This window comes from Clostridium omnivorum (assembly GCF_026012015.1).
GTDB lineage: Bacteria > Bacillota > Clostridia > Clostridiales > Clostridiaceae > Clostridium_AX > Clostridium_AX omnivorum.
In genome coordinates this window covers 1,382,992-1,407,963 of the sequence record NZ_BRXR01000001.1, presented here as the reverse complement: position 1 = coordinate 1,407,963, position 24,972 = coordinate 1,382,992, and the positions used below count along the sequence as shown (strand labels likewise).

The following is a 24,972-nucleotide window of genomic DNA, read 5'->3' as shown; positions in this document are numbered from 1 at the left end:
GGGGTTATATGGTAAAAGGGTTCAATAGATTTATTAACTATTGCTTAAGAGTATTATTTTTACTTATAGTAATAGGTAGCTTTGCTATGCTGTATTTATATCCAAAAATACAATATAGAGAAGTAGAACATGTATTTTTAAAAGGAATTATAGTCACTATATTTAATATAGTTATTGTATTTTTACTATATAAATATGGTAACAAAAATAAATGGAATAAAAAAGCTGTAGCAGGTATTATAATCTCAGGGTTTATACTAAGGCTTTTATGGACATGCTTGGTAAATACTCAGCCTACATCAGATTTTGAGCTAATTTATAATTTTGGCAAAGACTTTTCTGAAGGAAACTATCATATGTTTAAAGGTGCAAGCTATATAGGAAGATTTCCTCACTTAACCACTTTTGTAATCTATTTAGGTTTACTAAGAAAAGTATTTGGAGATACTCTAGTGCCAATTAAAATAATAAACGTAATTTTATCTACATTAAATATTTATTTAGCATATCTAATTACCTGTGAGGTATATAAAGATAAAAGAAAACAAGTATTATCACTTATGGCAATAAGTTTATTTCCTCCACTTATTGTGTATACATCTGTTGTTTGCTCAGAAAATATAGCAATGTCTTTTTTTCTAGCAGCTATATATTTATTTTTGTTTATTGTAAAGAAGAATTTAAATGTGCCGTATTTAATTTTGTGTGGTTTTTTATTAGCAGCAGGTAATTTATTTAGAATGGTTGGATATATATTTGTCGCAGCATTTATTTTATATCTAATAATTTACTCTGAAGTGAAAACAGCAATAAAGAATTCTACTATAATACTGCTAGCATTTTTGTTTACATTTTATTCTGCTAGTGATGTGCTCATGAAAAGTGAGATTACTGAACATAAGCTTTGGAGAGGCAGTGAACCGCCTATTACCTCTGTTCTTAGAGGGACAAATATAAAATCACATGGCATGTGGAATAAAGAGGATAGCGATATACCTTCATTATATGATTATGATTATAACAGGGTAGAAAAGGCATCTAAGAACATTATAAAAAAAAGATTAGCTACAACACCAAAATATAAACTTACATTGTTTTATATATCTAAATTTATTGGACAATGGTCAATAGGTGATTTTTATGGTGTAGGATGGGCTACAGAAAAGGTAGAAGGGCATAAGATTATAGCAGATTTCGCAAAGGCTACCTCTGTTTATTCCCAGCTATTTTATATTGCAATGATTTTACAAGTTTATTTAGGATTATTTAATTCAAGGGAATATCTTGAAAATAAAAACGTTAATTTATTTTATATTCTTTTCTGTGGATTTGCACTGCTATATTTAATTACAGAGATGCAGCCAAGATATGCCTTCATAACATGTTGGATATTTGCTATGTTAGTGCCTACTTGTGATATTAGTATCTTTAAAAGGCATAAAAAATCAATGGGATATGAGCTTGAGGTATAAAATAAACTAACTTATAATATAAAATACTATATATTTTGAAAAATGCAGCTCTACTTTCATATTATCAAATAAAATAAGAAGGAGTTTTTCAAATCCTATAGAATTATTATTGTGTTAATCTTGTGCAAAAGCATAAAGGTTAAAAATGATTATTGGTATAAGCAAAATTTATATGACATATATCAATAAAAGTGTTATATGCTAAGGCAAATAAGGAGGATAAAATGAAAAAGGAATTCTTTATAACTAACAGAGAAAACGTGATAAAAGAGATGAAGGATAATTCCATACTTGTTATCTTTGCAGGAGAGGCACCACAGAAGTCAGCAGATGAAGCTTATGCATTTACTCCTAATAGAAACTTCTACTATCTAACAGGCAGTAATAGAGAAAAAATGATACTTATGATTTCTAACATAAACAACAAAATATCACAGACACTATTCATAGAAAAATCTGACCCAGTACTTGCAAAATGGGTAGGAGAAAGAATGAGCAGCAGCGAAGCTTCAGAAATATCAGGTATACAGGACATACAATATTTAGAAGACTTTGAAGCAAGTATAAATAGATTAATACTTACCTACGAAGTGGAAAATCTATACCTTGATCTTGAAAGAAGAGAGTTTGACTCATTACCAACAAGAGCGACTATGTTTGCAAAGCTTGTTTCTGAGAGATATCCTCAGCTTAAGATAAAAAATATATACCATGTACTAGAAAATCTGAGATTAATAAAAACTGAAGAAGAAGTTGCGGAGATAAGAAAGGCTATATCAATAACTAAAGATGGTATAGAAAATCTTATGAAGAATGCAAAACCTGGAATGATGGAATATCAAATAGAAGCATATTTTGACTTCGTTCTTAAGTGTGCAGGAGTTACTGATTATGCATTTAAAACTATAGCTGCTTCAGGTGTAAATGGAACAGTACTTCATTATTCAGATAACAATTCAAAAACTCAAGATGGCGATTTAATATTATTTGATTTAGGAGCTCAATGGAATTACTATAACGGTGATATAAGCCGTACTTTCCCACTAAACGGCAAGTTTACTGAAAGACAAAAGCAGATATATAATTTAGTACTAAAAGCTCAATTAGAAACAATAAAAGCTATTAAACCAGGAGTACCTTATACAAGATTAAATGAAATAACTAAAGAGGTACTAGCTGAAGGTTTGAAAGAACTTGGTATAATTAAAGAATCTACTGAGTTGTCCAAATACTATTATCACAATGTAACTCATTATCTTGGTTTAGATACACATGATGTTGGAAGTCGTGAAATAGAGCTTAAACCAGGAATGATACTTACGGTAGAACCAGGTTTATATATAGCAGAAGAGAAGATAGGTATAAGAATTGAAGATAATGTTCTTGTTACCGAAGATGGAAATGAAAATCTTTCAAAAGATATAATCAAATCAATTGAAGATATAGAAGCTTTTATGAATAATAGATAATAAGTAATAGATATGGCTGTTGAAATATATATTTCAGCAGCTTATTTTTTATGCAAATTTTTACATACATACAATAAACTCGCCGGGGTAAAGCTATGAAATAAGCATTAAAATATTAGAAAATATTATATTAAGCCCTTTAAGTTTTTTGGAGGTGAAATACCAGTGAAAAAAATCATTAGCTTTTTAACTACGGCTTTTATAGTATTAAACATAAATATTGTAGTTAAAGCTTCAAATTTGGAGTACATTGATAAAGATGAATACACAAATACTATGAAACGTGATTTGATATGTTTAATGATGGCTTATCCTGAATATATAAAAGATATTGTACGTACTGAAGATGATAAGGTATATGTAATAATGAAGTCAGGTAGAAAAATTCTTTATGATGATAAAAAGACTAAAAGCTTTGAGGAAAAACTTGCAAATACAGATTTGCAGGATATGATGGAACAAATTTATCCGCTTAACATGCCGGATAAACTAATGGAAAAAAATTTTGATCCAGGAAGGTGCAGATCATATCCATTACTTCAGGAAGTGTATGGAGATTCAAAAGCAAAGGTTGAAGCTAATTTAAAAATAGTTAATGTAGGATATCATAGATATCAGTTTAACAAAAATAATAATGCAGCAGATTCTCTGCAGGCTGTTATGAAAGATCTTATGCCTATATGTCAAAGCAGCCCAAAGATAAATACAGCTTTGTTTCCTGCAAACGGAACTTTTAATTATAGACATATTGCAGATACTAACAGGCTTAGTCCTCACTCCTTTGGCACTGCTATCGATTTAGCTAGGGATAAAAGAGATTATTGGCAGTGGGCTTCAAGGACAGAAGGAGAAAAAAGATTACAAGCTTATCCTAATGAACTGGTTGAAGTTTTTGAAAAACATAACTTTGTATGGGGCGGAAAATGGAGCCATTTTGACATTTTACATTTTGAATATAGACCTGAAATTGTTCTAAAGGCTAGGTATTTTAGTGAAAAATGCAGCAGTGAAAAAAAATGGTATGAAGGACTGCCTTATGAGGAGTCTCCAGTAAAAGATTATATTGATAGAATTAATAGTGTAATACCGTAATAGAGCTTTAGTAGATAACTTCACAAAACAAAGGAGTTTTGCGTATGATAAAGTTTTGTAAAACCATGAAAATTATTATCTTAAGACTTGTAGCTTTTATTCTTTTTTTGTCATTGCTTCAATTGAATACTATAGCTAAAGCTGAAGAACCAAAGCCAATTTCTAAGGAGGACGTTTCAAAGGCTATTAATGAGATTTTTGAAAATAAAGGTAAGGCTATCTTAAATGGTGATCTTGAATTTATAGAATCTTTATATGATAAAAATACACAGTATGGTACATGGGCCTATGAATATGAAGAAAGAAAAGTTAAATATATTCGAAATTGGGCTCAAAAACAAGGTATAAAATTTGTAGAAATTGGTCCAAAGGTAATGATAAAAAGTATCAAAGGCGGTGGAAAGAGTTTTTCAGCTTATCTTGTTTGTAATACTGAATATAAATATGTATACCAAGGTGATATAGAAGAAGTTAATTGTTCAAGAATAGGAACTTATCATACTATAAATCTGTCTAATAGAGATGGAGTGTGGATAATAACAAAAGAATGGTACAATGATCCCTTTGCAGATTCACTGAATATGGATAACATTAAGGCTGATGCCATAAGCCAATATATAGCTTCTCAAGATGAAAGGGATTTTTCTAACATAAATGAGAGAAGAATAAAGGCAGTTGAGTATGCTGATAGATACTGCGGTGCAGCCAGTGAAGAGCAATATGGATACAAATACAATAGAAAATACAGGGATTATAATCCGGAGGGAGGGGACTGTGCCAATTTTGCTTCACAAATCCTTTTTGAAGGGGGAAAGTTTAGAAAAAATACTGCATGGAATTACAATGATAAGGATGCTACAGGAGCTTGGCTCAATGCAGATAAATTTAAAAATTACATGGTTAACAGCGGAAGAGCTTCAGTAATAGCTTATGGGAATTATGAAAAGGTATATAAAGCTTCTTACAAGCTATTACCAGGGGATTTCATAGCGTATGAAAAAAAGGGTGATATTACACATATATCAGTAGTTACTGATGCTGATTCAAAAGGATATGCACTTGTTACCTGCCATAATACAGATAGAAATAGAGTGCCATGGGATTTAGGTTGGAGCGATAAAAAAATTAAGTTTTGGCTTATTAGAGTACATTATTAGAGGGGCTTTAATGCCCCTTGGTGTAAAACCATAATAATTTGAAAAACTTCAAGCTATTCATAGATAAAAATAACTAATATAAATTATTCGTTTAATATTGAAAAATATCTGACTTGAATTGAAAAAAAATACATAATATTATTAAGTTAAGGTCAAAGAAAGTCAAAGTAAGAAGGGAGCATTTGTATGGCAAGACTTTCAGATTTAATAGAACAATTTATAAAGGAAATGTTAGAGAACAAAGGGGAAAGTGAACTTCAAATACAGAGAAATGAACTAGCAAATTATTTTAGCTGTGCTCCTTCTCAAATTAATTACGTTTTGACAACTAGATTTACTACGGATAAAGGCTATTACATTGAAAGCAGAAGAGGTGGGGGTGGGTGCATTCTAATAAGAAGGATAGAGTATGAACATCATAAGTCGCTATTGGATGCTTTGAATGACAAGATAAAAGATAATATAACCTATGATGGAGCATCTCAAATAATAGATAGATTATTTGAAAGTGATTTTATAACTGAAAGAGAAGCTCTGATAATGAAGCTGGCAGTAAATGATAGAACTTTGATAGCAGTAGAAAATAGAAATAAAGTCAGAGCAGACATACTTAAATCTATGATTTTAGCAGTTGTGTCATAAAAGGGAGGTTTATTTATGATTTGCGATATTTGTAAGAAAAACGAAGCAACAGTGCGTTTTACAAAGATAGTAAATGGGGTAAGACAAGAACTTAATATTTGTGATAAGTGTGCAAAAGAAACTGAAGGAATAAATAGTGAATTTTCTTTTGGGACACCTTTTTCTTTTCAAAATTTGCTTAGTGGAATAATGGATTATATGAACTATCCAACTGGTGTGGTGAAACCAACAGAGGTAATATGCAAAAATTGCGGTACCAATTATAGTGATTTTAAAAGAACAGGACTTTTAGGCTGCAGTGAATGCTATAAAACCTTTGGAAATACTTTGGAGCCTGTAATAAAGAGGGTACAGGGACATATTGAGCACACAGGTAAGCTTCCACAGAAGATGGGAAAAGATATTATAGAAAGAAAGAGGCTGCTAAAACTAAAAGAGGATTTACAAAAGGCTATAGCAGCAGAAGAGTATGAAAAGGCAGCTCAAATAAGAGATGCCATAAAGTCACTTCAAAGTGGAGAACAGGGATAAGGAGGATTAGCTGTGGAAAATTGGATGAGATCGAGTAGTAAAGAAAATAATATAGTTTTAAGCAGCAGAATAAGACTTGCTAGAAATTTGGATAGTATTCCTTTCCCTGATAGGTTAGATAATGAAAAAGGTAGAGATGTAGTAAAGCAGATAGAAAAAGCCTTTTACACCTCAGCTCATACAGAAAAAACCTTTAATACAAAATATTTATGGGAAACTGGGGATATGGTTAATCTATCCTACTTTGAAAGACATTTAATAAGTGCAAAGCTACTAAATAATAGTTCTAAATCAGCATTTATAGTAGATAAGGATGAGACCGTAAGTATTATGCTTAATGAAGAAGATCATATTAGACTTCAATGCATAGCGGCAGGTTTAAATTTAGAAGAAACTTATGATATGGCAAATAAGCTTGACAATCTTTTGGAGGAGAATTTAGATTATGCCTTTGATGAAAAACTTGGATACCTGGCAGCATGTCCTACAAATATTGGTACTGGGCTTAGAGCATCTGTTATGCTGCATTTGCCAGCACTATCCTTCAATAATGATATGAATAAAATTTTAAATGCTGTTACTCAAATAGGAATGACTGTAAGAGGCCTTTATGGAGAAGGGTCAAAGGCAGAAGGCAATCTATATCAGCTGTCAAACCAAATTACTTTAGGATTAAGTGAAGAAGAAATATTAAGTAATTTAAAGTCAGTAGTAAATGAAATCATCAATCAGGAAATCTATACTAGGGAGCGCTTATTAAATACTCACAAATATGAATTAGAAGATAAAATGTTTAGATCACTTGGAATCTTAAAGTCAGCAGTGCTTTTAAATTCAAAAGAATGTTTAAATCTGCTCTCGAATGTAAGAATGGGAGTAGAAATGGGAATAATTAATGATGTTGATAGTGAAAAGTTAAATTCACTTTTGGTAGAAATTCAAAGTGCAACCTTGCAGCTAAAGGCTAATGGTAGACTTTCTGACAGAGAAAGAGATTATCAAAGAGCTTTGCTTGTACGAGAAAGATTAGAAAAATAAATTAGAGGTGGTGGTTTAGTATGATGTTTGGAAGATTTACAGAAAGAGCCCAAAAGGTAATAATGTACGCACAGGAAGAGGCTCAAAGTTTTCAACATGGATATGTAGGTACAGAACATATTTTACTTGGAATTTTAAGAGAAGAAGGTTTGGCTAGACAGATATTAAATAATTCAGGAATTACAGTAGAAGATGTTAGAGAGCTTATAGACGAGTATGTAGGAAGTGGAGATATGGCTTTAAATAAAAATGAAATTCCACTTACTCCTAGAACTAAAAGACTCCTTGAAATGAGTTTACTTGAGGCAAGAAACTTAGCTCATAACTATATTAGCCCAGAGCATATATTACTTGCTCTAATTACAGAATCAGAGGGGGTTGCTTATACTATATTAAGTAATCTTGGTGCTAATTTTGAAAAAATTCGAAACGATTTATTTGCAAGTCTTTCTGCAGGTAGTTCTGGGGAACCTCAAGTGGGTACGGGAAATACTGCTGCTAGGAGACAAGATGGTGCAGCAACTCCTACACTAGATCAATTTGGAAGAGACTTAACAGCCATGGCAGCTGAAGGAAAGCTTGACCCAGTTATAGGAAGAGAAAAAGAAACTCAAAGATTACTAGAAATACTATCTAGAAGAATTAAAAATAACCCATGTTTAATAGGTGATCCTGGAGTAGGTAAAACTGCAGTTGTAGAAGGATTGGCTCAAAAGATTGTAGAAGGAAATATTCCTGAGCTGCTTAAAAATAAAAGAGTAGTAACTCTAGATCTTTCATCTATGGTAGCTGGTTCAAAATATCGTGGGGAATTTGAGGATAGATTAAAAAAGGTAATGGATGAAATAAGGAATGCAGCAAATGTTATTTTATTTATTGATGAGATTCATACCATAATAGGAGCTGGAGGAGCAGAAGGGGCAATAGATGCTTCAAACATTTTAAAACCAGCATTAGCAAGAGGAGAAATACAGTGTATTGGAGCTACAACTATAGATGAATATAGAAAACACATAGAAAAAGACTCTGCACTAGAAAGAAGATTCCAGCCTATAACTGTTGGAGAACCATCAAAAGAAGAGGCTGTACTTATTTTAAAAGGCTTAAGGGATAAGTATGAGGCACATCATAGAGTAAAAATAACAGATGATGCAATTGATGCCGCAGTAAATCTTTCAGATAGATATATTACAGATAGGTATCTCCCTGATAAGGCAATTGATCTTATAGATGAAGCAGCAGCAAAGGTAAGAATTCAAAATCTTACTGCTCCACCAGATTTAAAACAACTGGAAGAGGATATTGAAAAGGTTACTAAGGAAAAAGAAGATGCAATAAGAGTACAAAACTTTGAGAGAGCTGCACAGCTAAGGGACAGAGAAAAGACACTAAAGGATAAGTTAGATGGTCAAAAGAATAATTGGAAGACGCAAAGTGAAGGTTCTACTCATCAAATAGTTTCAGAGCATGAGATAGCAGCAGTTGTTGCAAGATGGACCAATGTGCCAGTTGAAAAGCTTACTGAAAAAGAATCTGAAAGATTATTAAAACTTGAAGAAGTACTTCATCATAGAGTTATAGGTCAACAGGAAGCTGTAAAATCTATATCAAGGGCTGTAAGGCGTTCTAGGGTTGGCCTTAAAGATCCAAAGAGGCCAATAGGTTCCTTTATATTCCTTGGTCCTACTGGAGTAGGAAAGACAGAATTATCAAAGGCTCTAGCTGAAGCTATGTTCGGTGACGAGAATAATATGATAAGGATTGATATGTCAGAATATATGGAGAAACATACAGTATCAAGACTTATTGGTTCTCCTCCAGGATATGTAGGCCATGATGAAGGAGGACAATTAACTGAAAAAGTTAGAAGAAATCCTTATTCAGTAGTGCTCTTTGATGAGGTAGAAAAGGCTCATCCAGATGTATTCAATATATTGCTTCAAATACTTGAGGATGGAAGGCTTACTGACAGTAAAGGAAAGACTGTAGATTTTAAGAATACTATAATTATAATGACATCAAACGTAGGTGCGCATACAATTAAGAAACAAAAATCTTTAGGCTTTGCTTCTGCAAATGCAAAAGAAGCTGAAAATGAATATGAAAAAATGAAAGAAAATGTAATGGACGAACTTAAGCATACCTTTAGGCCTGAGTTCCTTAATAGAATAGATGACATTATAGTATTCCATCAGTTAGAAGAGCAGGACTTAAAGAAAATCATAAAGCTTATGTTAAGAACTGTAACTAATAGGGTAAAGGAACAGGATATTAAGCTGGAATTTGATGATGCAGCAGAAGAAATACTTACTAAAGAGGGCTATGATATTACCTATGGGGCAAGACCTCTAAGAAGGGCAATAACTAAGGTTGTTGAGGATAGATTGTCTGAAGAAATATTAAAAGGTAATATCAAAAGAGGGGACTCTGTAAAGGTTACTGCAAATGAAGGCGAACTTCAATTTAATAAAAGGTAATATCCTTATATAAGCTATATTAAATCACCTTTCAGAAAAGAAAGGTGATTTTTCCTTCCTTATGTTAACATTTCTGTTTATCTGTGATAAACTCTTTATAGTAAGATAAGAATGGGGTGATTTAATGAAAACAAAAAAGTATATACTTTATATAATTATTATAATTATGGCATTGTCATTGGCAGCCTGCAAAAAGGCGGAGACACCTAAGGTTAGCTTTGATGGATATATTGCTGAATGGCAGAAGAATGATTTTACAGCAATGTATAAAAGATTATCAGCGGAATCAAAAAAGAATATTTCTGAAAAAGATTTTGTGGATAGATATAAAAATATATATGAGGGCATAAATGTAAACAAGCTTTCCGTAAAGCCAACCTATCCTGAAAAATTTAGTGCAGACAAAGATAATAAAGTTCATTTTCCTTTTGCTGTTACAATGGATTCAATAGCAGGACCTATACAGTTTACCAGTGAAGTTACTCTTGTACAGGAAAAGGAAGGTAAGACCAAAAAGTGGAATATAATTTGGAATGAAAAAATGATATTTCCTCAGTTAGAAGCTGGAGATAAAGTTAAATATGAAAAAGATAACTTTAAAGCTAAGAGAGGAGAAATTAAAGACAGAAATGGAAAAGGACTTGCAGTGAATGGAATGACAATTGGAGTTGATACTGGAAAAATTCAAGGAGATAAAACCGCATTTGAAAAGCAAGTAGCGGATATATTAGGAGCAGTTCCTGACCAGATACATAAACAAATATCAGTAAGCTGGGCAAAACCAGGTGTATTTGTGCCTATAGCAGCTATTTCAAAGAATGATATAGACAGACTTAATAAATTAATAGCTATAAAAGGGGTAACTACACAAGAAAAGGGTCAAAGGGCGTATCCGTATAATGAAGCAGCAGCTCATCTTATAGGTTATGTAGGCTCAATAACTCCTGAAGAATTAGAAAAAGTAAAGGATCAAGGATATACAAAAGATGATTTAATTGGAAAGAATGGTTTAGAAAAAGTATTTGAAAAAAAGTTAAAAGGCGAAAATGGAGCTATAGTCTATACTACTGACAGTAAGGGAAATAAAAAACAAACACTAGCTCAAAAGTTGCCAAAGAACGGTGAAGATATTACTTTAACTATAGATATAGATATGCAGCAAGCACTGTATACTCAATTAAATGGAGAACCAGGTACTGCAGTATCAGTACATCCTGTTACTGGTGAAGTACTTGCAATGGTAAGCAGTCCAGCATATAATCCAAATCTATTTTTAATGGGACTTACTGATAAGCAGTGGGGAGATTTAAACAATAATCCTAAGAAGCCGCTGACTAACAGATTTGAGGCTAGCTTTGCTCCCGGTTCCACCTTTAAACCAGTTACAGCAGCAATTGGCCTTAAAACTTCAAAGCTAGATCCAAATAAGGCTGTTAATATTACGGGAAAGAGCTGGCAAAAGGATTCCTCTTGGGGAAAATATTCAGTTACTAGAGTTGACGAAAGTGTATCAAATGTAGATTTAAGTACTGCTTTAATACACTCCGACAATATATATTTTGCCCAGGCGGCTTTAGCTATAGGTAAGGAGGATTTTGCAAAAGGTGCAGCTGATTTTGGAATTGGTGAAAAGATACCTTTTGTTTATCCATTAAAAGCCTCACAACTGACTTCAGGAACTTCCTTAGATAAGGATATACAACTAGCAGATAGCGGGTATGGGCAAGCTCAAGTATCTATGAATCCATTACAGCTAGCACTAATCTATGGTTCCCTTGTTAATGGAGGGTATGTACCTTCACCAATATTGGACATGAAAGATAAGGCACAAAATCCAACCATATGGAAAGATAAAGTAATTTCTAAAGAAAATTCTGATATCATAGTAAAAGATTTAGTACAGGTTATAGAAAACCCAAGTGGTACTGGGCATCAAGCTCAAATACCAGGAAAAACCATTGCAGGAAAAACTGGTACCGCTGAAATTAAGCAAAGTCAAGATGATACCAATGGAAAGGAAAATGGTTGGTTCGTTGCTTTTGATGTTAATAATCCACATCTAGTTGTATTAATGATGATAGAAGATGTTAAGAACAAAGGTGGAAGCCATTATGCAGTTCCTAAGGTTCAAGCTGTAATGCAGCAGTTTTTGAAATAAATATTATGAAAGCGTCGCTTTAAGTATGAAGCGCCGCTTTTTTTTAGATCAAGAGTTAATATAAGAAAATTAAAAATAAATTTAAACTGGTATAGACATCTATAGGTATATAGGTTATAATATGTTTAAGAAAAGTTAATTAACTTTTATGTATTTGAGGTGGATTTATAATGACTATTGATAAAAATAGCCCTATTCCAGTTTATTATCAATTAAAAGAAGATATAAAAAATAAAATTAATATAGGAGTATGGAAGGTAGGACAGTGTATAGATAGCGAAAGAGAGCTTTCCGAAAATTATGGTGTAAGCAGGATGACTGTAAGACAGGCCTTGGGAGAACTAGTGCAAGAAGGAATACTTGTAAGAGAAAAGGGTAAGGGAACCTTTGTATGTGAGCCTAAGGTAAAGCAAAGGGATATAATGAGCTTTTCAGAAATAGTGAAGAAAAGCGGTAGGGAATCTGAGACGAGTATATTGGAATTTGAAAGAATTCATACTCCAGAGTCCATGCAGGAATTACTTCCTTTTGATGAGGTATATAAAATAAATAGATTAAGAATAGTTGAAGGGGAAGTAATTGCTAATGAAATAATACATATACCTTGTGACTATTGCGGATATATGGATATGGAACTTTTAAAGGGATCTTTTTATGAATTACTTAAGACCTTTGGTTATGTAATAGATCATTCTGAGGCAGCTCTTCAAGCAATTATAATGGATGATAGTTATAAAAAGCTATTTAATGTAAATGAAGCTGTACCTTTAATTAAAAGCTATAGTAAGAATCTTACTTCTGATGGAAAACTGCTATTTATTGAAGAATCAATTTATAGATCAGATAAATATGTTTTAGAAGTAAATATATATAGGAGAGAGGGAAAAATAAGATGAAGGTAATAGTTGCAAAAAATTATGAAGAATTAAGTGATATAGCTGCTAAACAAATAGTAGAGCTTGTTAGTGAAAAGCCACAAGCAATACTTGGATTGGCTACTGGAAGCACACCTGAAGGAATGTATAAGAGACTAGTGGAGTTATATAATGAAAATAAAGTGGACTTTTCAAAGACTAAATCTTTTAATTTAGATGAATATAAAGGTTTAAAGGGTGAGCATCCACAAAGCTACAGATATTTTATGAATACAAAATTATTTGATCATATAAATATTGATAAAGCTAATACTTATGTACCAAATGGGACTGCAGAAAATATTGAAGAAGAATGTTTAGCATATGATGAAAGAATAACTGCAGCTGGAGGTATTGATCTTCAGGTATTGGGCATAGGCAATAATGGTCATATTGGATTTAACGAGCCTTCTGACTTCTTATACATGGGAACTCATCTAACAGACCTTACTGAAGATACAATAAATGCAAACTCAAGATTTTTTGATTCTAAAGACGAAGTACCAACTCAAGCTATTACTATGGGCCTTGGTGGAATAATGAAGGCAAAGAGAATATTACTTTTAGCTAGTGGAGAAAAAAAGGCACCAATAATTGCAAAACTTGTTGAAGGAAAGATAAGTACAAAAATACCTGCTTCCATATTACAGGTTCATTCAGATGTAGTAGTAATAGTTAATGAAGCAGCAGCATCCCTTTTAAAAAAAAATTCAATTAGAAACATAGAGTCAATTAGCTTATAATAGATGCCTACAGTATTTGAAAATACTGTAGGTTTTTATTTTAAAGCTGATTAATAGTACAATTAATAGGAAAATATATAATTATGTACAAAAACATTGATAATTTTAGGTTATATAGGTATAATGGTAAGTCAAGATTAATAAAGTAAGGGTGATTGACCATGGGGAAAAGTAAGACTTTTTTTTCGTGTCAGGAGTGTGGCTATGAAAGCCCAAAGTGGCTTGGTAAGTGTCCCGGATGCGGCACTTGGAATAGTATGGTGGAGGAAGAAAAGGTTGAGACCTTTAAGAGGGCTGTTACAATAAGTGCAGGTAATACTCCGAGAAGCATAGTTAACATAAAATCCGGTGAATATGAAAGATTAGATACAGGTATAGCTGAATTAAATAGAGTATTAGGTGGAGGACTTGTAAGGGGTTCACTTACATTAATTTCTGGGGACCCAGGTATAGGAAAGTCTACTCTGCTGCTTCAGACTGCAAATAATATTGCTAATAAGTTTGGAAAAGTTTTGTATGTTTCTGGAGAAGAATCAGAAGAACAGATTAAGATGAGAGGAGATAGACTAGAAGCTGTTTCTCCTGAACTCTATATTGTTTCTGAAACTAATGTAGAACTTATAGAAAAGCATATTAACGATATAGAACCTATATTTGTAATAGTGGATTCTATACAGACATTGTATAAATCCTCCATAACATCAGCACCAGGAAGCGTCTCACAGGTAAGAGAATGCTCTAATGATCTTATGAGAATGTCAAAGACAAGAAATGTTCCATTTTTTATTGTGGCGCATGTGACGAAACAGGGGGAACTAGCGGGTCCAAGGGTGCTTGAGCATATGGTGGATACTGTGCTCCATTTTGAGGGAGAAAGAACTCAGGATTTTAGGGTGCTAAGAACTGTAAAAAATCGTTTTGGAACTACTAGTGAAATAGGAGTTTTTGAAATGCAGCAGCAAGGACTTGTAGAGATTTCTGACCCCTCGAGAGTATTCCTTGAAGAAACAAGCTTCAAGCAGGAGGGGGCTGCTGTAATAGGTATTATGGAGGGAACTAGGCCAATATTGGTTGAAATCCAGGCTTTAGTTAGTGAAACTAAGGCTGTAATGCCTAGAAGGACTGCAGTTGGGGTAGATTCTTCAAGATTAAATCTAATTTTAGCGGTTTTAGAAAAGAAGCTTAGAATTCCTTTTTATAATTGTGATGTATATGTAAATGTAGTAGGAGGCCTTAATATAGATGGAACCTATGCAGATTTAGGATTAGCTTTGGCGCTTGTTTCAAGTGTTAAGGGCAAAGAGATAAATCTTGAAAAGGCTCTTATTATAGGAGAAGTAGGGTTAACTGGAGAAGTGAGGCCTATATCTTATTGTGACAGGTTAGTGAATGAAGGAAACAAAATGGGCTTTAAAAATGTAGTTATACCATATAGAAATAAAGAAAAAATTCAGTCAAAAGATTGTAATGTTGTTCTTGTATCTTCCTTAAGGGAGGCAATTAATAAAGTTTTTTAGTATAGGGTGATAATTGTGAGGTTAGAAAAGGATAAAGAACTTATAGGAATACTAAAAATTATGGCTCCAGGCACTCCATTAAGAGAAGGCCTTGAAAATGTACTTAGGGCAAAAACTGGAGGTCTTATAGTACTGGGAGATAGTGAGCAAATTCTTAAACTAGTAGATGGAGGGTTTGCTATAAATTCTGAGTATAGTCCTTCTTATATATATGAACTAGCTAAAATGGATGGAGCAATAGTTATAAGCAGCGATTTTAAAAGAATTTTATTTGCAAATACTCAGCTTGTTCCTGACTCCAGCATTCCAACCTTTGAAACAGGTACACGTCATAGGACTGCGGATAGGGTTGCTAAACAAACAGGATCAATTGTTGTTGCAATATCACAAAGAAGAAATATTATTACAATATATAAAGGGAGCACAAAATATATTTTAAAGGATAGCAGTGTAATTCTAGGCAAAGCTAATCAAGCTCTTCAAACTCTTGAAAAATATGTTGTAGTATTGGATAGGGTTGTAAGTAACCTTAATATGCTTGAATTTCAGGACATAGCTGCACTATTTGATGTGCTAACTGCAATACAGAGAACAGAAATGGTTATGAGGATTGTTGCGGAAATTGAAAGGTATATATATGAGCTTGGAAATGAGGGAAGGCTTATTTCTATGCAGCTAAATGAACTAGTGAAGTTTGTTGAGCAGGATGAAATATTCCTTATAAGGGATTACTGCCAGCATAATCTAGATTATAATGAAATATATAAACAAATCCAGAATTTAGACTCAGAACAACTGCTTGACCTAGAAACCCTTTCAAAGCTCTTGGGCTATCCTGGAGTTCCTTTAGTAGATACACTTATTTCACCCAGAGGCTATCGAATGCTTAATAAGATACCTCGAATACCATCTAGTGTTATTGAAAATTTAGTTAAGAATTTTAAAGAGCTAAAGGCAGTAATGGAGGCATCCTATGAACAGTTAGACAAGGTTGAAGGTATAGGGGATGCAAGAGCAAGAGCCATTAAGAATGGGCTAAGAAGATTAAGAGAACAGATTATGATAGATAAGGTTCTATAATAAAAAGCACAAAGTAGTCAGCTACTTTGTGCTTTTTTTATCTCAAAGTATATTTTCCAAGGGTGTTTATATTGTCATATTCTTTAAGAAGTATATCATAAAGATTTAGGTCTAGCAAATTGCATAAAGATGCCAAGTAAAAGAGGTTGTTTCCTATTTCCCTTTCAATAACATCCCTACAGTTTTCACAAGGGGAGCCTTTTATATGGGTTTGAAGACAGTGCTCTAATTCCTCCACATCCATATCATTGCAATTATCTGCGGCATTCTGCTTTTTAGCCTCTATTTGTACGCAGCCACAATAAGTAACGGATTTTGCCACTGCTCGGTTAATTCTACTCTCTGACTCCTGAAGCTTAGTCATAATATCAAGGATACTTCGATGTCTTAAGAGAGATTCATTCACAGAGTTCTGAAAATCGTCAAAAATAACATCCTTCATAGGTCCCCACTCCTTACTACATTTTTTAGAATCTTCTCAAAATTAATTATAAGTTTTTTTTATTTACTTTGTCAATAAAAGTATAGTACAAAATTTTGACTACACCTATATAATAAATCAAGAGTACTTTTATTGATAGGGGGATAATTATGTTAAATGTTGGAGATAAAGTGTTCATACCGATTTTTGGAGCCGGTATTGTATATATAGTTGAAAATAAAATAATAGCAGATAAAGACTCAGTTTTTATTGGAATTAAGCTTTTGCTAGGAAACATGAGCCTTATAATACCAATAAATAAAGTCAAGGATTATAAATTGAGAAATGTGGAAACAATAGAAAAAGCAGAAAAATGTCTAAAAATAATAGCAACAGAACCAACTATCATTGAAAAGAAGTGGAGCAAAAGGTACAGGCAAAGCAATGAAAAAATTACAGAAGGTAATCTTGAAAAGGAGTGTGAGGTACTGAGAGATTTATATTTTTTAAAGAAAAAGGGGGGGATTCCGCCTGGAGAATATAAAATTTTCAATAAGGTTCTTCATTTAGTTGCAAGTGAAATATCACTAATATTTGACATAACTATTAGTGATGCTTGCAGAAAAATTGAAAATTTTGCAAGATGAATTATTTAATAATTTATTAAATCAGGTCATCTATTATTGCATTAAGTCTATTATTAATATATATTTAATATTAGGATTTAAATATGCAAAATCTGTTAATAATTTAAAGGGAGGTGATTTTTTGTTAAGAAAGATTTTGAGAGGACTTTTTACTACAATTGGTGCTCTTGTCGGCTTTTTTATTGGTGAGGTGCTGCTAAAGTCAAATAATTTTAACGTTTTGAACTATTTTAACAGCAACCTCGGTTTAAAAATTGTATTCTTAACAGTTTCAACTATATTATTTGGATTTATATTATTTTTACTGTCTCCATGGATTACTTCTCTTATTATTAGGTCTATAGAGTATACAGAAAAGAGTGTTCAAAGGATACCAGCAAATGAAATTTTATTTGGTACTATAGGCGCAATAACAGGATTATTGATAGCTTCTCTTGTAGGTGTTCAATTCTCTCATATATCCATAATAGGAACTATTATAGCAGTTATTTTATCAGTTATTATGGCAAGTTTAGGCGCTGACATAGCTGTTAGAAAAAGAGAAGAATTAATTAATATTTTTTCATCTATGAGAAAGTCTAGTGGTTCAAAGGATAAAAAAAGTAAGGCAGTATCAAAGGGGGATCCCAAAGTCTTGGATACATCCGTAATAATAGATGGCCGTATTTTTGATATATGCCAAACTGGATTTGTTGAAGGAACTCTAGTTATTCCTAACTTTGTATTAGAAGAGTTAAGACATATAGCAGATTCTTCTGATGGCTTAAAAAGGAACAGAGGAAGAAGAGGGTTAGATATTTTAAATAAAATACAAAAGGAATTAAGTATCGATGTTCAAATATATGAAAAGGACTTTCCTGATATTGCAGAAGTTGATAGTAAGCTCTTAAAGCTTGCACAGGTGCTAAATGGAAAAGTTATTACAAATGATTATAATTTGAATAAGGTTGCAGAATTTCAGGGAGTTCCAGTATTAAACATAAATGAATTAGCTAATGCAGTAAAGCCTGTAGTGCTTCCAGGAGAAGAAATGAGAATCCAAATAATAAAGGATGGAAAAGAATCCGGACAAGGTATTGCGTATCTTGACGATGGTACTATGATAGTTGTTGAAGGTGGAAGGAGACACATCGGTGAGACTAAAGATGTAGTTGTTACTTCAGTACTTCAAACTGCAGCTGGTAGAATGATTTTTGCAAAACAAAAAGAATTAATGGAAAACTAGTAATTTTGCAAAGCATAACTCATAGGCAGCAAATATAGAGGAGTTAGATTCATGTGTAAAGTATGTGCAATAGTTCTAGCAGCTGGAAAAGGAAGTAGAATGGGAGGAAAGGTTAAAAAGCAGTTTTTAAACCTTAATGATAAGCCTATTTTATATTATTCCTTAAAGGCTTTTTGTGATAATACTAATATTGATGAAATTGTGTTAGTAACTGCTGAAGAAGAGATGGATTATTGCAGAAGAGATATAGTTGAAAAATATCAATTGAATAAGGTGACTTCCATTACTAATGGTGGAAATGAAAGACAAGAATCAGTTCTAAATGGTTTAAAGGCAGTGAAAAACTGTGATATTGTACTTATTCATGATGGAGCAAGGCCATTTATATCAGGCGAAATAATAAATTCAGGTATAAAGTATGCCAGGCTTTACGGTGCCTGTGCATGTGGAGTAATGCCTAAGGATACCATTAAAATTAAAAACCAGGATCATTTTTCAAAAGAAACCTTAGAGAGAAGTAGTCTTGTAGCGGTACAAACTCCACAGTGCTTTAAATATGAAATTATATATAGCTGTCATAATAAATTATCTTCTGAGAATATTAGTGTTACTGATGACACAATGGTTGTAGAAAATTATGGACATCAGGTTTACCTGTATGAAGGAAGCTATAACAACATAAAAATTACAACCCCAGAGGATTTGATATTAGCAGAAAGAATATTGAAACTGCCAAGTGCTAATATTGACAGAATATAGAACAGAATGTATAATTTGAATAGCATTTAGTAACTCGTCCTAAACTTAGGGCGAGTTTTTAATTTGTAAGCCAGTGTTCCGAGTGATAAGGAGGTAAAAGTCCTAAATGGACTTTTACGGGTAACTCGCCGGTGGGAACCGGCAAGAATGAGTAACCCAGTGTTCCGAGTGATAAGGAGGAAAAAGGTCTAAATGACCTTTTTCGGGTAGCCTGCCGTTGGAAAACGGCAAGGGTAGGCTACCCCGTGTTTTCGACTGAAAGGAGAAAAAAACTATGAAACTTTCTAAAATGCTTATATCAACATTAAGAGAAGTTCCAGCAGAAGCTGAGATTGTAAGCCACAAGCTTATGCTAAGATCAGGTATGATGAGAAAAATGGCTTCAGGCATATATAATTTTATGCCTTTAGGAATAAGAGTAATAAAGAAAATAGAAAATATAGTAAGAGATGAAATGGAAGCAGCAGGATCTCAAGAATTTTTAGCTTCAGCTATATTACCTGCTGAATTATGGCAAGAATCAGGAAGATGGGAAGTTTTTGGACCTGAGATGTTCAAACTTAAAGATAGAAATGAAAGAGAATTTTGTCTAGGCCCTACCCATGAAGAAGTATTTACTGATATAGCTAGAAATGAAATAAAGTCTTATAGACAGCTTCCGTTAAATTTGTTCCAGATTCAAACAAAGTATAGAGATGAGAGAAGACCAAGATTTGGTGTGATGAGATCTAGAGAATTTATCATGAAGGATGCTTATAGTTTTGATAGGGATTTTGATGGCCTTGATATTTCTTATAATAAAATGAATGAAGCCTATGTTAACATCTTTAAAAGGTGCGGACTTAATAGTAAATGTGTAGAAGCAGATTCAGGTGCTATGGGAGGTGCTGGCTCAGCTGAATTTATGATTAAGTCTGAAGTTGGTGAAGACGAGGTAGTATACTGTAATAACTGTAAGTATGCTGCAAATATGGAGAAGGCTCCTGCAATTGCACAGAAAGAAAAATCAGAAGAGTTAAAGGAAATAGCAAAAGTAAAGACACCTCATGCAAAAACAATTGAGGAATTAGTTGCATTCTTTAATACTACTGCTTCTAAATTTGCAAAGACATTAATCTATAAGGCTGATGATAAAGTTATAGCAGTAATGGTAAGAGGCGATAGAGAAGTTAATGAAACTAAGGTTATAAATACCATAGGCGGGGTATTAAGTTTTGAAATGGCCGATGGAGAAACAGTAAAAAGGGCAACTTCTGCAGAGATAGGCTTTGCGGGCCCAGTGAATTTAAAAGCTGATATGCTTTTAGTAGATAACGAAGTGGCTTCTATGACAAATCTTATTGCTGGTGCTAATGAAACAGACTTTCATTATGATAATTTAAATTATGGAAGGGATTTTGAGGGAGTAGTTGGAGACTTTAGAAAAGTAGTAGAAGGTGACAAATGTCCTAAATGTGGAGGAAGCCTTACTGTAGCTAGAGGAATAGAAGTAGGACATATATTTAAGCTTGGAACCAAATATTCCATAGCCATGGGGGCAAATTTCATTGATGAAAATGGTTCACAAAAGCCTTTAGTTATGGGATGCTATGGAATTGGAATAAATAGAACCATGGCAGCTATAATTGAGCAGCATCATGATGATAATGGAATAGTATGGCCTTTAGCTGTGGCTCCATATCAAGTAATAGTTGTACCAGTTGCTGTAAAAGATGAGGAACAAATGAAGGTAGCTGAGCAGCTTTATAATGAGCTAAAGTCTATAGGAGTCGAAGTCCTTATGGATGATAGAGATGAGCGAGCAGGAGTTAAATTTAAAGATGCTGACTTAATAGGAATACCAATGAGAGTTACCGTTGGTAAGAAAATAAATGAAGGAAAAGTTGAATTTAAACTAAGAAGTAGTTCGGAAACTGAAGTTATAGAAATAGCATCAGTTGTCGAAAGAATTAAGAAAGAGTTTGAAAATAACGAATTAAAGTTATAAAATGAATATGAATGCTCTATAAGATTTAGAGAAGGAGGCAAAAGAATGAAGATTTACAATACACTAACAAATCAGAAAGAAGAATTTAAAACAATTAGGCCGGGAGAAGTGAGTATGTATGTCTGCGGACCTACAGTGTATAACTTTTTTCATATAGGAAATGCGAGAACCTTCGTAGTATTTGATGCTTTTAGAAGGTATCTTGAATATAGAGGTTATAACGTAAAGTTTGTTCAAAATTTTACTGATATTGATGATAAAATGATAAAGAGAGCAAATGAAGAAAACTCCACAGTTAAAGAGCTTGGTGATAAATATATAAGTGAATATTATAAGGATGCTGATGCTCTAAAGATTAAGAGGGCTACTATTAATCCGAGGGCAACAGAATTTATAGGAGAAATAGTTGAGTTTGTAAAAGCTCTTGTGGATAAGGGCTATGCTTATGAGGTAGATGGAGATGTTTACTTTAGCACAAAGAAATTTCATGGCTATGGTAAGCTTTCTGGCCAGGATTTGGAATCGCTTCAAGCTGGGGCTAGGATAAGTGTAGATGAAAGAAAGAAGGACCCAATGGATTTTGCACTTTGGAAGGCTCAAAAACCAGGAGAACCTGCTTGGGAAAGTCCATGGGGAATGGGAAGACCAGGTTGGCACATTGAGTGCTCCTGCATGGCTTACAATCTTCTAGGTGAAACTATAGATATCCATGCTGGTGGAGAGGATTTGGCTTTTCCACACCATGAGAATGAAATAGCTCAAAGTGAATCAAGGTCTGGAAAAACTTTTGCAAACTATTGGATGCATTCTGCTTTCATAAATGTAAATAATCAAAAGATGTCAAAGTCACTTAATAATTTCTTTACAGCTAGAGAAATTCTTGAAACTTATGATGCAGAAGTAGTTAGATTGTTTATGCTTTCAGGTCATTACAGAACTCAGCTTAACTTTAGTGTGGATTTGCTTGATTCAGCTAAATCTGCATTGGAAAGAATGTATAATGCAGTAAGTAACCTTGAAAACCTTCTTGGAGAAGTTAAAATAGAGAAACTTACTGGTAGTGAGATTGAATATAAAAAAGTATTGGATGGATACAGAGACAGATATATAGAAAAAATGGATGACGACTTCAATTCTGCTGATGGTATATCTGTAATTTTTGACTTGGTAAGAGAAGTAAATACAAACATTAATTCCGATTCCTCAAGGGAGCTTGTAGAATATGCTCTTAATATTATAAGAGAGCTTGGAACACCTCTTGGAATTCTTCAGAAGTCAACAAAAGGAAGCTTAGAAGAGGAGATTGAAGCTCTTATCGCTGAAAGACAGCAAGCTAGAAAAGATAAGAATTGGGCTCTTTCAGATAAAATAAGAGACGATCTAAAAGCTAGGGGAATTATACTTGAAGATACACCACAAGGAGTTAGGTGGAAAAAAGCTTAGGAGATCAGAATATGGAATTTGATGTTTTAAAGGGTAAGTTTACAACAAAAGATGTTAAAGCATTAAACCCGTTGGTTTTGGCTTTTGTTGGAGATGCCATATATGAGGTTTTTGTTAGAACATATTTGGTAGATAAAAATAGAGATATGTCGGTTCATAAGCTGCATGTAGAAGCCATAGCCTTTGTTAAGGCACATGCTCAAAGTGAATTTGTAAAGCTATTAGAAGATAAGCTTACGGAAGATGAAATACAAGTATATAAGCGCGGTAGAAATTCTAAGTCCGGAACAGTACCTAAAAATGCTGATGTGCAGGAATATAGAGCAGCAACAGGCTTTGAGTCGCTGCTGGGTTATTTATATCTCACTGAACAACAGGATAGATTAAATGAAATACTAAATTTAGTTGTTGAACTAAAAAATAGTATAAAGTAAAGATGTTTTAAAACCCCTTAAAGAAGGGGTTTTAAAATATAATTATGTTTTATGAAAAAGGAGATTTAATATGGAACTAAAGGTAAGATTAATAGAACATACACCTAATCCTGAAAGGGTTATAGCCTCCGCAGCTAAGCTGTGCTATAGTGCCGTAGGTGTTGATCAGATACTAGATGATTTAACAGAGGAAAATACTGAAAAATTTTTAAATATGCTTATGTCTTATGGTCATGAATCACCTGTAGAGCATGTAAGTTTTACATTTGCAATTGAGGGAGTATCAAGAAGCCTCACTCATCAATTGGTTAGACATAGAATAGCTTCTTACTCACAGCAGAGCCAGAGATATGTTAAGCTTGCACAATTTGAATACATAATACCACCAGAAATTGAGAAAGATGAAGAGGCAAAGCAAACATTTATAGAAGCTATGGAACAATGTCAAAAGTCCTATGATAATTTAGTAGGGATTTTAAAAAATAAATATTTATCTCAAGGGTTAAATTCTATAGGTGCAGAAAAAAAGGCTATTGAAGATGCAAGATATGTATTTCCTAATGCTTGTGAAACTAAAATTGTTGTTACTATGAATGCTAGAAGTCTTATGAACTTTTTTAGGCATAGATGCTGCAACCGTGCACAATGGGAAATAAGGACTCTTGCAGAGGAAATGTTGGTACAGGTTAAAAATGTGGCACCATCACTTTTCAGATACTGTGGTCCTGGATGCGTAAAAGGACCTTGCCCAGAAGGAAAAATGACCTGTGGTAAAATTGAGGAAGTTAGGGCAAAATATTCAACAAAATAGTATTTAAAATGAAAATAAAAGCGAGGTAATATAATGGTTAAAGCAAGTAGAAATAGAGATGCCAAATCAAACAATTCAAAGGATAGAAGAGTAAATAGAGATTTTAAAGAAAGCAGAAACACTAAAGATAATAGAGGAACAAAACCAAATAGATTTGAAAATACGAGAGTGCAAAAGATTGCTCCAATTGATGATGCTGCCCAAAAGCCAATGAGGGAAGACTTAATTGAAGGTAGGAATGCAGTTATAGAAGCGCTAAAGTCAGATAGAACTATAGAGCAGATATTTGTTGCAAAAGGAGATGTTGAGGGCTCTATTAATGTAGTTCTTGGGCTAGCAAAGGATAATGGAATAGTAGTTAAAGAAGTAGATAGAAAGAAACTTGATCAAATGTCTGAAACCGGATCTCATCAAGGCGTTATTGCTATAGTAACACCATATAAATACTTTTCTGTAGAAAATATTCTTGATTATGCAGAAAGTAAGGGTGAAAAGCCATTTATTATAATTTTAGATGAAATTGAAGATCCACATAACTTTGGTTCCATAATAAGGACAGCAGAAGTTTGCGGCGCTCATGGAATCATAATTCCAAAGAGAAGAAATGTTGGAGTTACTCCAACTGTTTATAAATCTTCTGCAGGAGCTGTAGAACATATGAGAATAGCAAAGGTTACAAATTTAAATAATACCATTGATGGACTTAAAGAAAAGGGTGTTTGGATCTATGGAGCAGATATGGAAGGAGAAAATTACTGTTTTGATGTAAACTTTGATGGGGCAGCAGCTATAGTTGTTGGTAGTGAAGGAAGGGGAATTTCCAGACTCACAAAAGAAAAATGTGATGTACTTATAAAAATTCCAATGGTGGGCAATATAACCTCTTTAAATGCTTCAGTAGCAGGTGGTATAATGATGTATGAGATTTTAAAACAGAGGATAAAACGAGGATAAA

At 33.2% G+C, this 24,972-nt stretch carries 22 protein-coding genes; 21 read left to right on the top strand and 1 reads right to left on the bottom strand.

Annotated elements, in window-relative coordinates:
- The first annotated feature begins 8 nt into the window (after positions 1–8).
- The 13 genes from bsdE14_RS06450 (at position 9) to disA (ending at position 16,290) form a co-directional block, all read left to right on the top strand.
- On the top strand, positions 9–1,472 hold the full coding sequence (locus bsdE14_RS06450; RefSeq protein ID WP_264849132.1) for a glycosyltransferase family 39 protein: 1,464 nt from the start codon (positions 9–11) through the stop codon (positions 1,470–1,472).
- Between the two features lie 224 nt (positions 1,473–1,696).
- Positions 1,697–2,941 carry an aminopeptidase P family protein gene (locus tag bsdE14_RS06445; protein ID WP_264849131.1) on the top strand — a complete coding sequence of 415 codons (1,245 nt, stop codon included), beginning with the start codon at positions 1,697–1,699 and terminating at the stop codon, positions 2,939–2,941.
- A 165-nt stretch (positions 2,942–3,106) separates the two neighbouring features.
- Positions 3,107–4,033, top strand: coding sequence for a M15 family metallopeptidase (locus bsdE14_RS06440; protein ID WP_264849130.1), 927 nt, complete (start codon positions 3,107–3,109; stop codon positions 4,031–4,033).
- Between the two features lie 44 nt (positions 4,034–4,077).
- Positions 4,078–5,190 (top strand): amidase domain-containing protein, encoded by a 1,113-nt coding sequence (locus bsdE14_RS06435; protein ID WP_264849129.1) that lies wholly within the window; start codon positions 4,078–4,080, stop codon positions 5,188–5,190.
- A gap of 186 nt (positions 5,191–5,376) precedes the next feature.
- Positions 5,377–5,832 carry a CtsR family transcriptional regulator gene (locus bsdE14_RS06430; protein WP_264849128.1) on the top strand — a complete coding sequence of 152 codons (456 nt, stop codon included), beginning with the start codon at positions 5,377–5,379 and terminating at the stop codon, positions 5,830–5,832.
- Positions 5,833–5,847: 15 nt separating this feature from the next.
- The gene (locus bsdE14_RS06425) at positions 5,848–6,363 is read left to right on the top strand and encodes a UvrB/UvrC motif-containing protein (RefSeq protein ID WP_264849127.1); all 516 of its coding nucleotides are present in this window, start codon (positions 5,848–5,850) and stop codon (positions 6,361–6,363) included.
- A 12-nt stretch (positions 6,364–6,375) separates the two neighbouring features.
- A complete protein-coding gene (locus tag bsdE14_RS06420; RefSeq protein ID WP_264849126.1) occupies positions 6,376–7,401 on the top strand; it encodes a protein arginine kinase in 1,026 nt (341 codons plus the stop codon).
- Positions 7,402–7,421: 20 nt separating this feature from the next.
- A complete protein-coding gene (locus bsdE14_RS06415) occupies positions 7,422–9,878 on the top strand; it encodes an ATP-dependent Clp protease ATP-binding subunit (RefSeq protein ID WP_264849125.1) in 2,457 nt (818 codons plus the stop codon).
- A 124-nt stretch (positions 9,879–10,002) separates the two neighbouring features.
- Positions 10,003–12,036: a penicillin-binding transpeptidase domain-containing protein gene (locus bsdE14_RS06410; protein ID WP_264849124.1), complete on the top strand. Its 2,034-nt coding sequence runs from the start codon at positions 10,003–10,005 to the stop codon at positions 12,034–12,036.
- Positions 12,037–12,206: 170 nt separating this feature from the next.
- Positions 12,207–12,932, top strand: a complete 726-nt coding sequence (locus bsdE14_RS06405; RefSeq protein WP_264849123.1) for a GntR family transcriptional regulator — start codon at positions 12,207–12,209, stop codon at positions 12,930–12,932.
- Complete coding sequence (gene nagB, locus bsdE14_RS06400; RefSeq protein WP_264849122.1) at positions 12,929–13,693, top strand: glucosamine-6-phosphate deaminase; 765 nt, start codon at positions 12,929–12,931, stop codon at positions 13,691–13,693. The genes bsdE14_RS06405 and nagB overlap by 4 nt, the downstream gene beginning before the upstream one ends.
- Positions 13,694–13,854: 161 nt before the next feature.
- Positions 13,855–15,210, top strand: coding sequence for a DNA repair protein RadA (gene radA / locus bsdE14_RS06395; protein WP_264849121.1), 1,356 nt, complete (start codon positions 13,855–13,857; stop codon positions 15,208–15,210).
- A gap of 15 nt (positions 15,211–15,225) precedes the next feature.
- Positions 15,226–16,290 carry a DNA integrity scanning diadenylate cyclase DisA gene (disA, locus tag bsdE14_RS06390; protein ID WP_264849120.1) on the top strand — a complete coding sequence of 355 codons (1,065 nt, stop codon included), beginning with the start codon at positions 15,226–15,228 and terminating at the stop codon, positions 16,288–16,290.
- Between the two features lie 37 nt (positions 16,291–16,327).
- Here disA and bsdE14_RS06385 read toward each other — a convergent pair whose 3' ends face one another.
- Positions 16,328–16,732, bottom strand: a complete 405-nt coding sequence (locus bsdE14_RS06385) for a nucleoside triphosphate pyrophosphohydrolase family protein (protein ID WP_264849119.1) — start codon at positions 16,730–16,732, stop codon at positions 16,328–16,330.
- A gap of 149 nt (positions 16,733–16,881) precedes the next feature.
- Here bsdE14_RS06385 and bsdE14_RS06380 point away from each other — a divergent pair, with 149 nt between their 5' ends.
- From bsdE14_RS06380 to rlmB, 8 genes are all read left to right on the top strand, one after another.
- Positions 16,882–17,358, top strand: a complete 477-nt coding sequence (locus tag bsdE14_RS06380; protein WP_264849118.1) for a CarD family transcriptional regulator — start codon at positions 16,882–16,884, stop codon at positions 17,356–17,358.
- 121 nt (positions 17,359–17,479) lie between these two features.
- On the top strand, positions 17,480–18,583 hold the full coding sequence (locus tag bsdE14_RS06375; RefSeq protein ID WP_264849117.1) for a PIN/TRAM domain-containing protein: 1,104 nt from the start codon (positions 17,480–17,482) through the stop codon (positions 18,581–18,583).
- A 51-nt stretch (positions 18,584–18,634) separates the two neighbouring features.
- On the top strand, positions 18,635–19,342 hold the full coding sequence (ispD, locus tag bsdE14_RS06370; protein WP_264849116.1) for a 2-C-methyl-D-erythritol 4-phosphate cytidylyltransferase: 708 nt from the start codon (positions 18,635–18,637) through the stop codon (positions 19,340–19,342).
- 274 nt (positions 19,343–19,616) lie between these two features.
- On the top strand, positions 19,617–21,329 hold the full coding sequence (locus tag bsdE14_RS06365; protein WP_264849115.1) for a proline--tRNA ligase: 1,713 nt from the start codon (positions 19,617–19,619) through the stop codon (positions 21,327–21,329).
- 45 nt (positions 21,330–21,374) lie between these two features.
- Positions 21,375–22,772: a cysteine--tRNA ligase gene (gene cysS / locus bsdE14_RS06360; protein ID WP_264849114.1), complete on the top strand. Its 1,398-nt coding sequence runs from the start codon at positions 21,375–21,377 to the stop codon at positions 22,770–22,772.
- A gap of 11 nt (positions 22,773–22,783) precedes the next feature.
- A complete protein-coding gene (locus bsdE14_RS06355; protein WP_264849113.1) occupies positions 22,784–23,206 on the top strand; it encodes a Mini-ribonuclease 3 in 423 nt (140 codons plus the stop codon).
- A 70-nt stretch (positions 23,207–23,276) separates the two neighbouring features.
- Complete coding sequence (gene thyX / locus bsdE14_RS06350; protein WP_264849112.1) at positions 23,277–24,017, top strand: FAD-dependent thymidylate synthase; 741 nt, start codon at positions 23,277–23,279, stop codon at positions 24,015–24,017.
- Between the two features lie 210 nt (positions 24,018–24,227).
- A complete protein-coding gene (rlmB, locus tag bsdE14_RS06345) occupies positions 24,228–24,971 on the top strand; it encodes a 23S rRNA (guanosine(2251)-2'-O)-methyltransferase RlmB (RefSeq protein WP_264852232.1) in 744 nt (247 codons plus the stop codon).
- Position 24,972: the final 1 nt, after the last annotated feature.

What these genes read in the sequence shown, in the direction of transcription:
- bsdE14_RS06425 (WP_264849127.1), top strand. Translation starts at nt 5,848, where the DNA reads ATGATTTGCGATATTTGTAAGAAAAACGAAGCAACAGTGCGTTTTACA.
- cysS (WP_264849114.1), top strand. Translation starts at nt 21,375, where the DNA reads ATGAAGATTTACAATACACTAACAAATCAGAAAGAAGAATTTAAAACA.
- bsdE14_RS06435 (WP_264849129.1), top strand. Translation starts at nt 4,078, where the DNA reads ATGATAAAGTTTTGTAAAACCATGAAAATTATTATCTTAAGACTTGTA.
- nagB (WP_264849122.1), top strand. Translation starts at nt 12,929, where the DNA reads ATGAAGGTAATAGTTGCAAAAAATTATGAAGAATTAAGTGATATAGCT.
- thyX (WP_264849112.1), top strand. Translation starts at nt 23,277, where the DNA reads ATGGAACTAAAGGTAAGATTAATAGAACATACACCTAATCCTGAAAGG.
- bsdE14_RS06385 (WP_264849119.1), bottom strand. Translation starts at nt 16,732, where the DNA reads ATGAAGGATGTTATTTTTGACGATTTTCAGAACTCTGTGAATGAATCT.
- bsdE14_RS06410 (WP_264849124.1), top strand. Translation starts at nt 10,003, where the DNA reads ATGAAAACAAAAAAGTATATACTTTATATAATTATTATAATTATGGCA.
- bsdE14_RS06405 (WP_264849123.1), top strand. Translation starts at nt 12,207, where the DNA reads ATGACTATTGATAAAAATAGCCCTATTCCAGTTTATTATCAATTAAAA.
- bsdE14_RS06450 (WP_264849132.1), top strand. Translation starts at nt 9, where the DNA reads ATGGTAAAAGGGTTCAATAGATTTATTAACTATTGCTTAAGAGTATTA.
- bsdE14_RS06380 (WP_264849118.1), top strand. Translation starts at nt 16,882, where the DNA reads ATGTTAAATGTTGGAGATAAAGTGTTCATACCGATTTTTGGAGCCGGT.
- bsdE14_RS06365 (WP_264849115.1), top strand. Translation starts at nt 19,617, where the DNA reads ATGAAACTTTCTAAAATGCTTATATCAACATTAAGAGAAGTTCCAGCA.
- ispD (WP_264849116.1), top strand. Translation starts at nt 18,635, where the DNA reads ATGTGTAAAGTATGTGCAATAGTTCTAGCAGCTGGAAAAGGAAGTAGA.
- radA (WP_264849121.1), top strand. Translation starts at nt 13,855, where the DNA reads ATGGGGAAAAGTAAGACTTTTTTTTCGTGTCAGGAGTGTGGCTATGAA.
- bsdE14_RS06415 (WP_264849125.1), top strand. Translation starts at nt 7,422, where the DNA reads ATGATGTTTGGAAGATTTACAGAAAGAGCCCAAAAGGTAATAATGTAC.
- rlmB (WP_264852232.1), top strand. Translation starts at nt 24,228, where the DNA reads ATGAGGGAAGACTTAATTGAAGGTAGGAATGCAGTTATAGAAGCGCTA.
- bsdE14_RS06430 (WP_264849128.1), top strand. Translation starts at nt 5,377, where the DNA reads ATGGCAAGACTTTCAGATTTAATAGAACAATTTATAAAGGAAATGTTA.
- bsdE14_RS06445 (WP_264849131.1), top strand. Translation starts at nt 1,697, where the DNA reads ATGAAAAAGGAATTCTTTATAACTAACAGAGAAAACGTGATAAAAGAG.
- bsdE14_RS06355 (WP_264849113.1), top strand. Translation starts at nt 22,784, where the DNA reads ATGGAATTTGATGTTTTAAAGGGTAAGTTTACAACAAAAGATGTTAAA.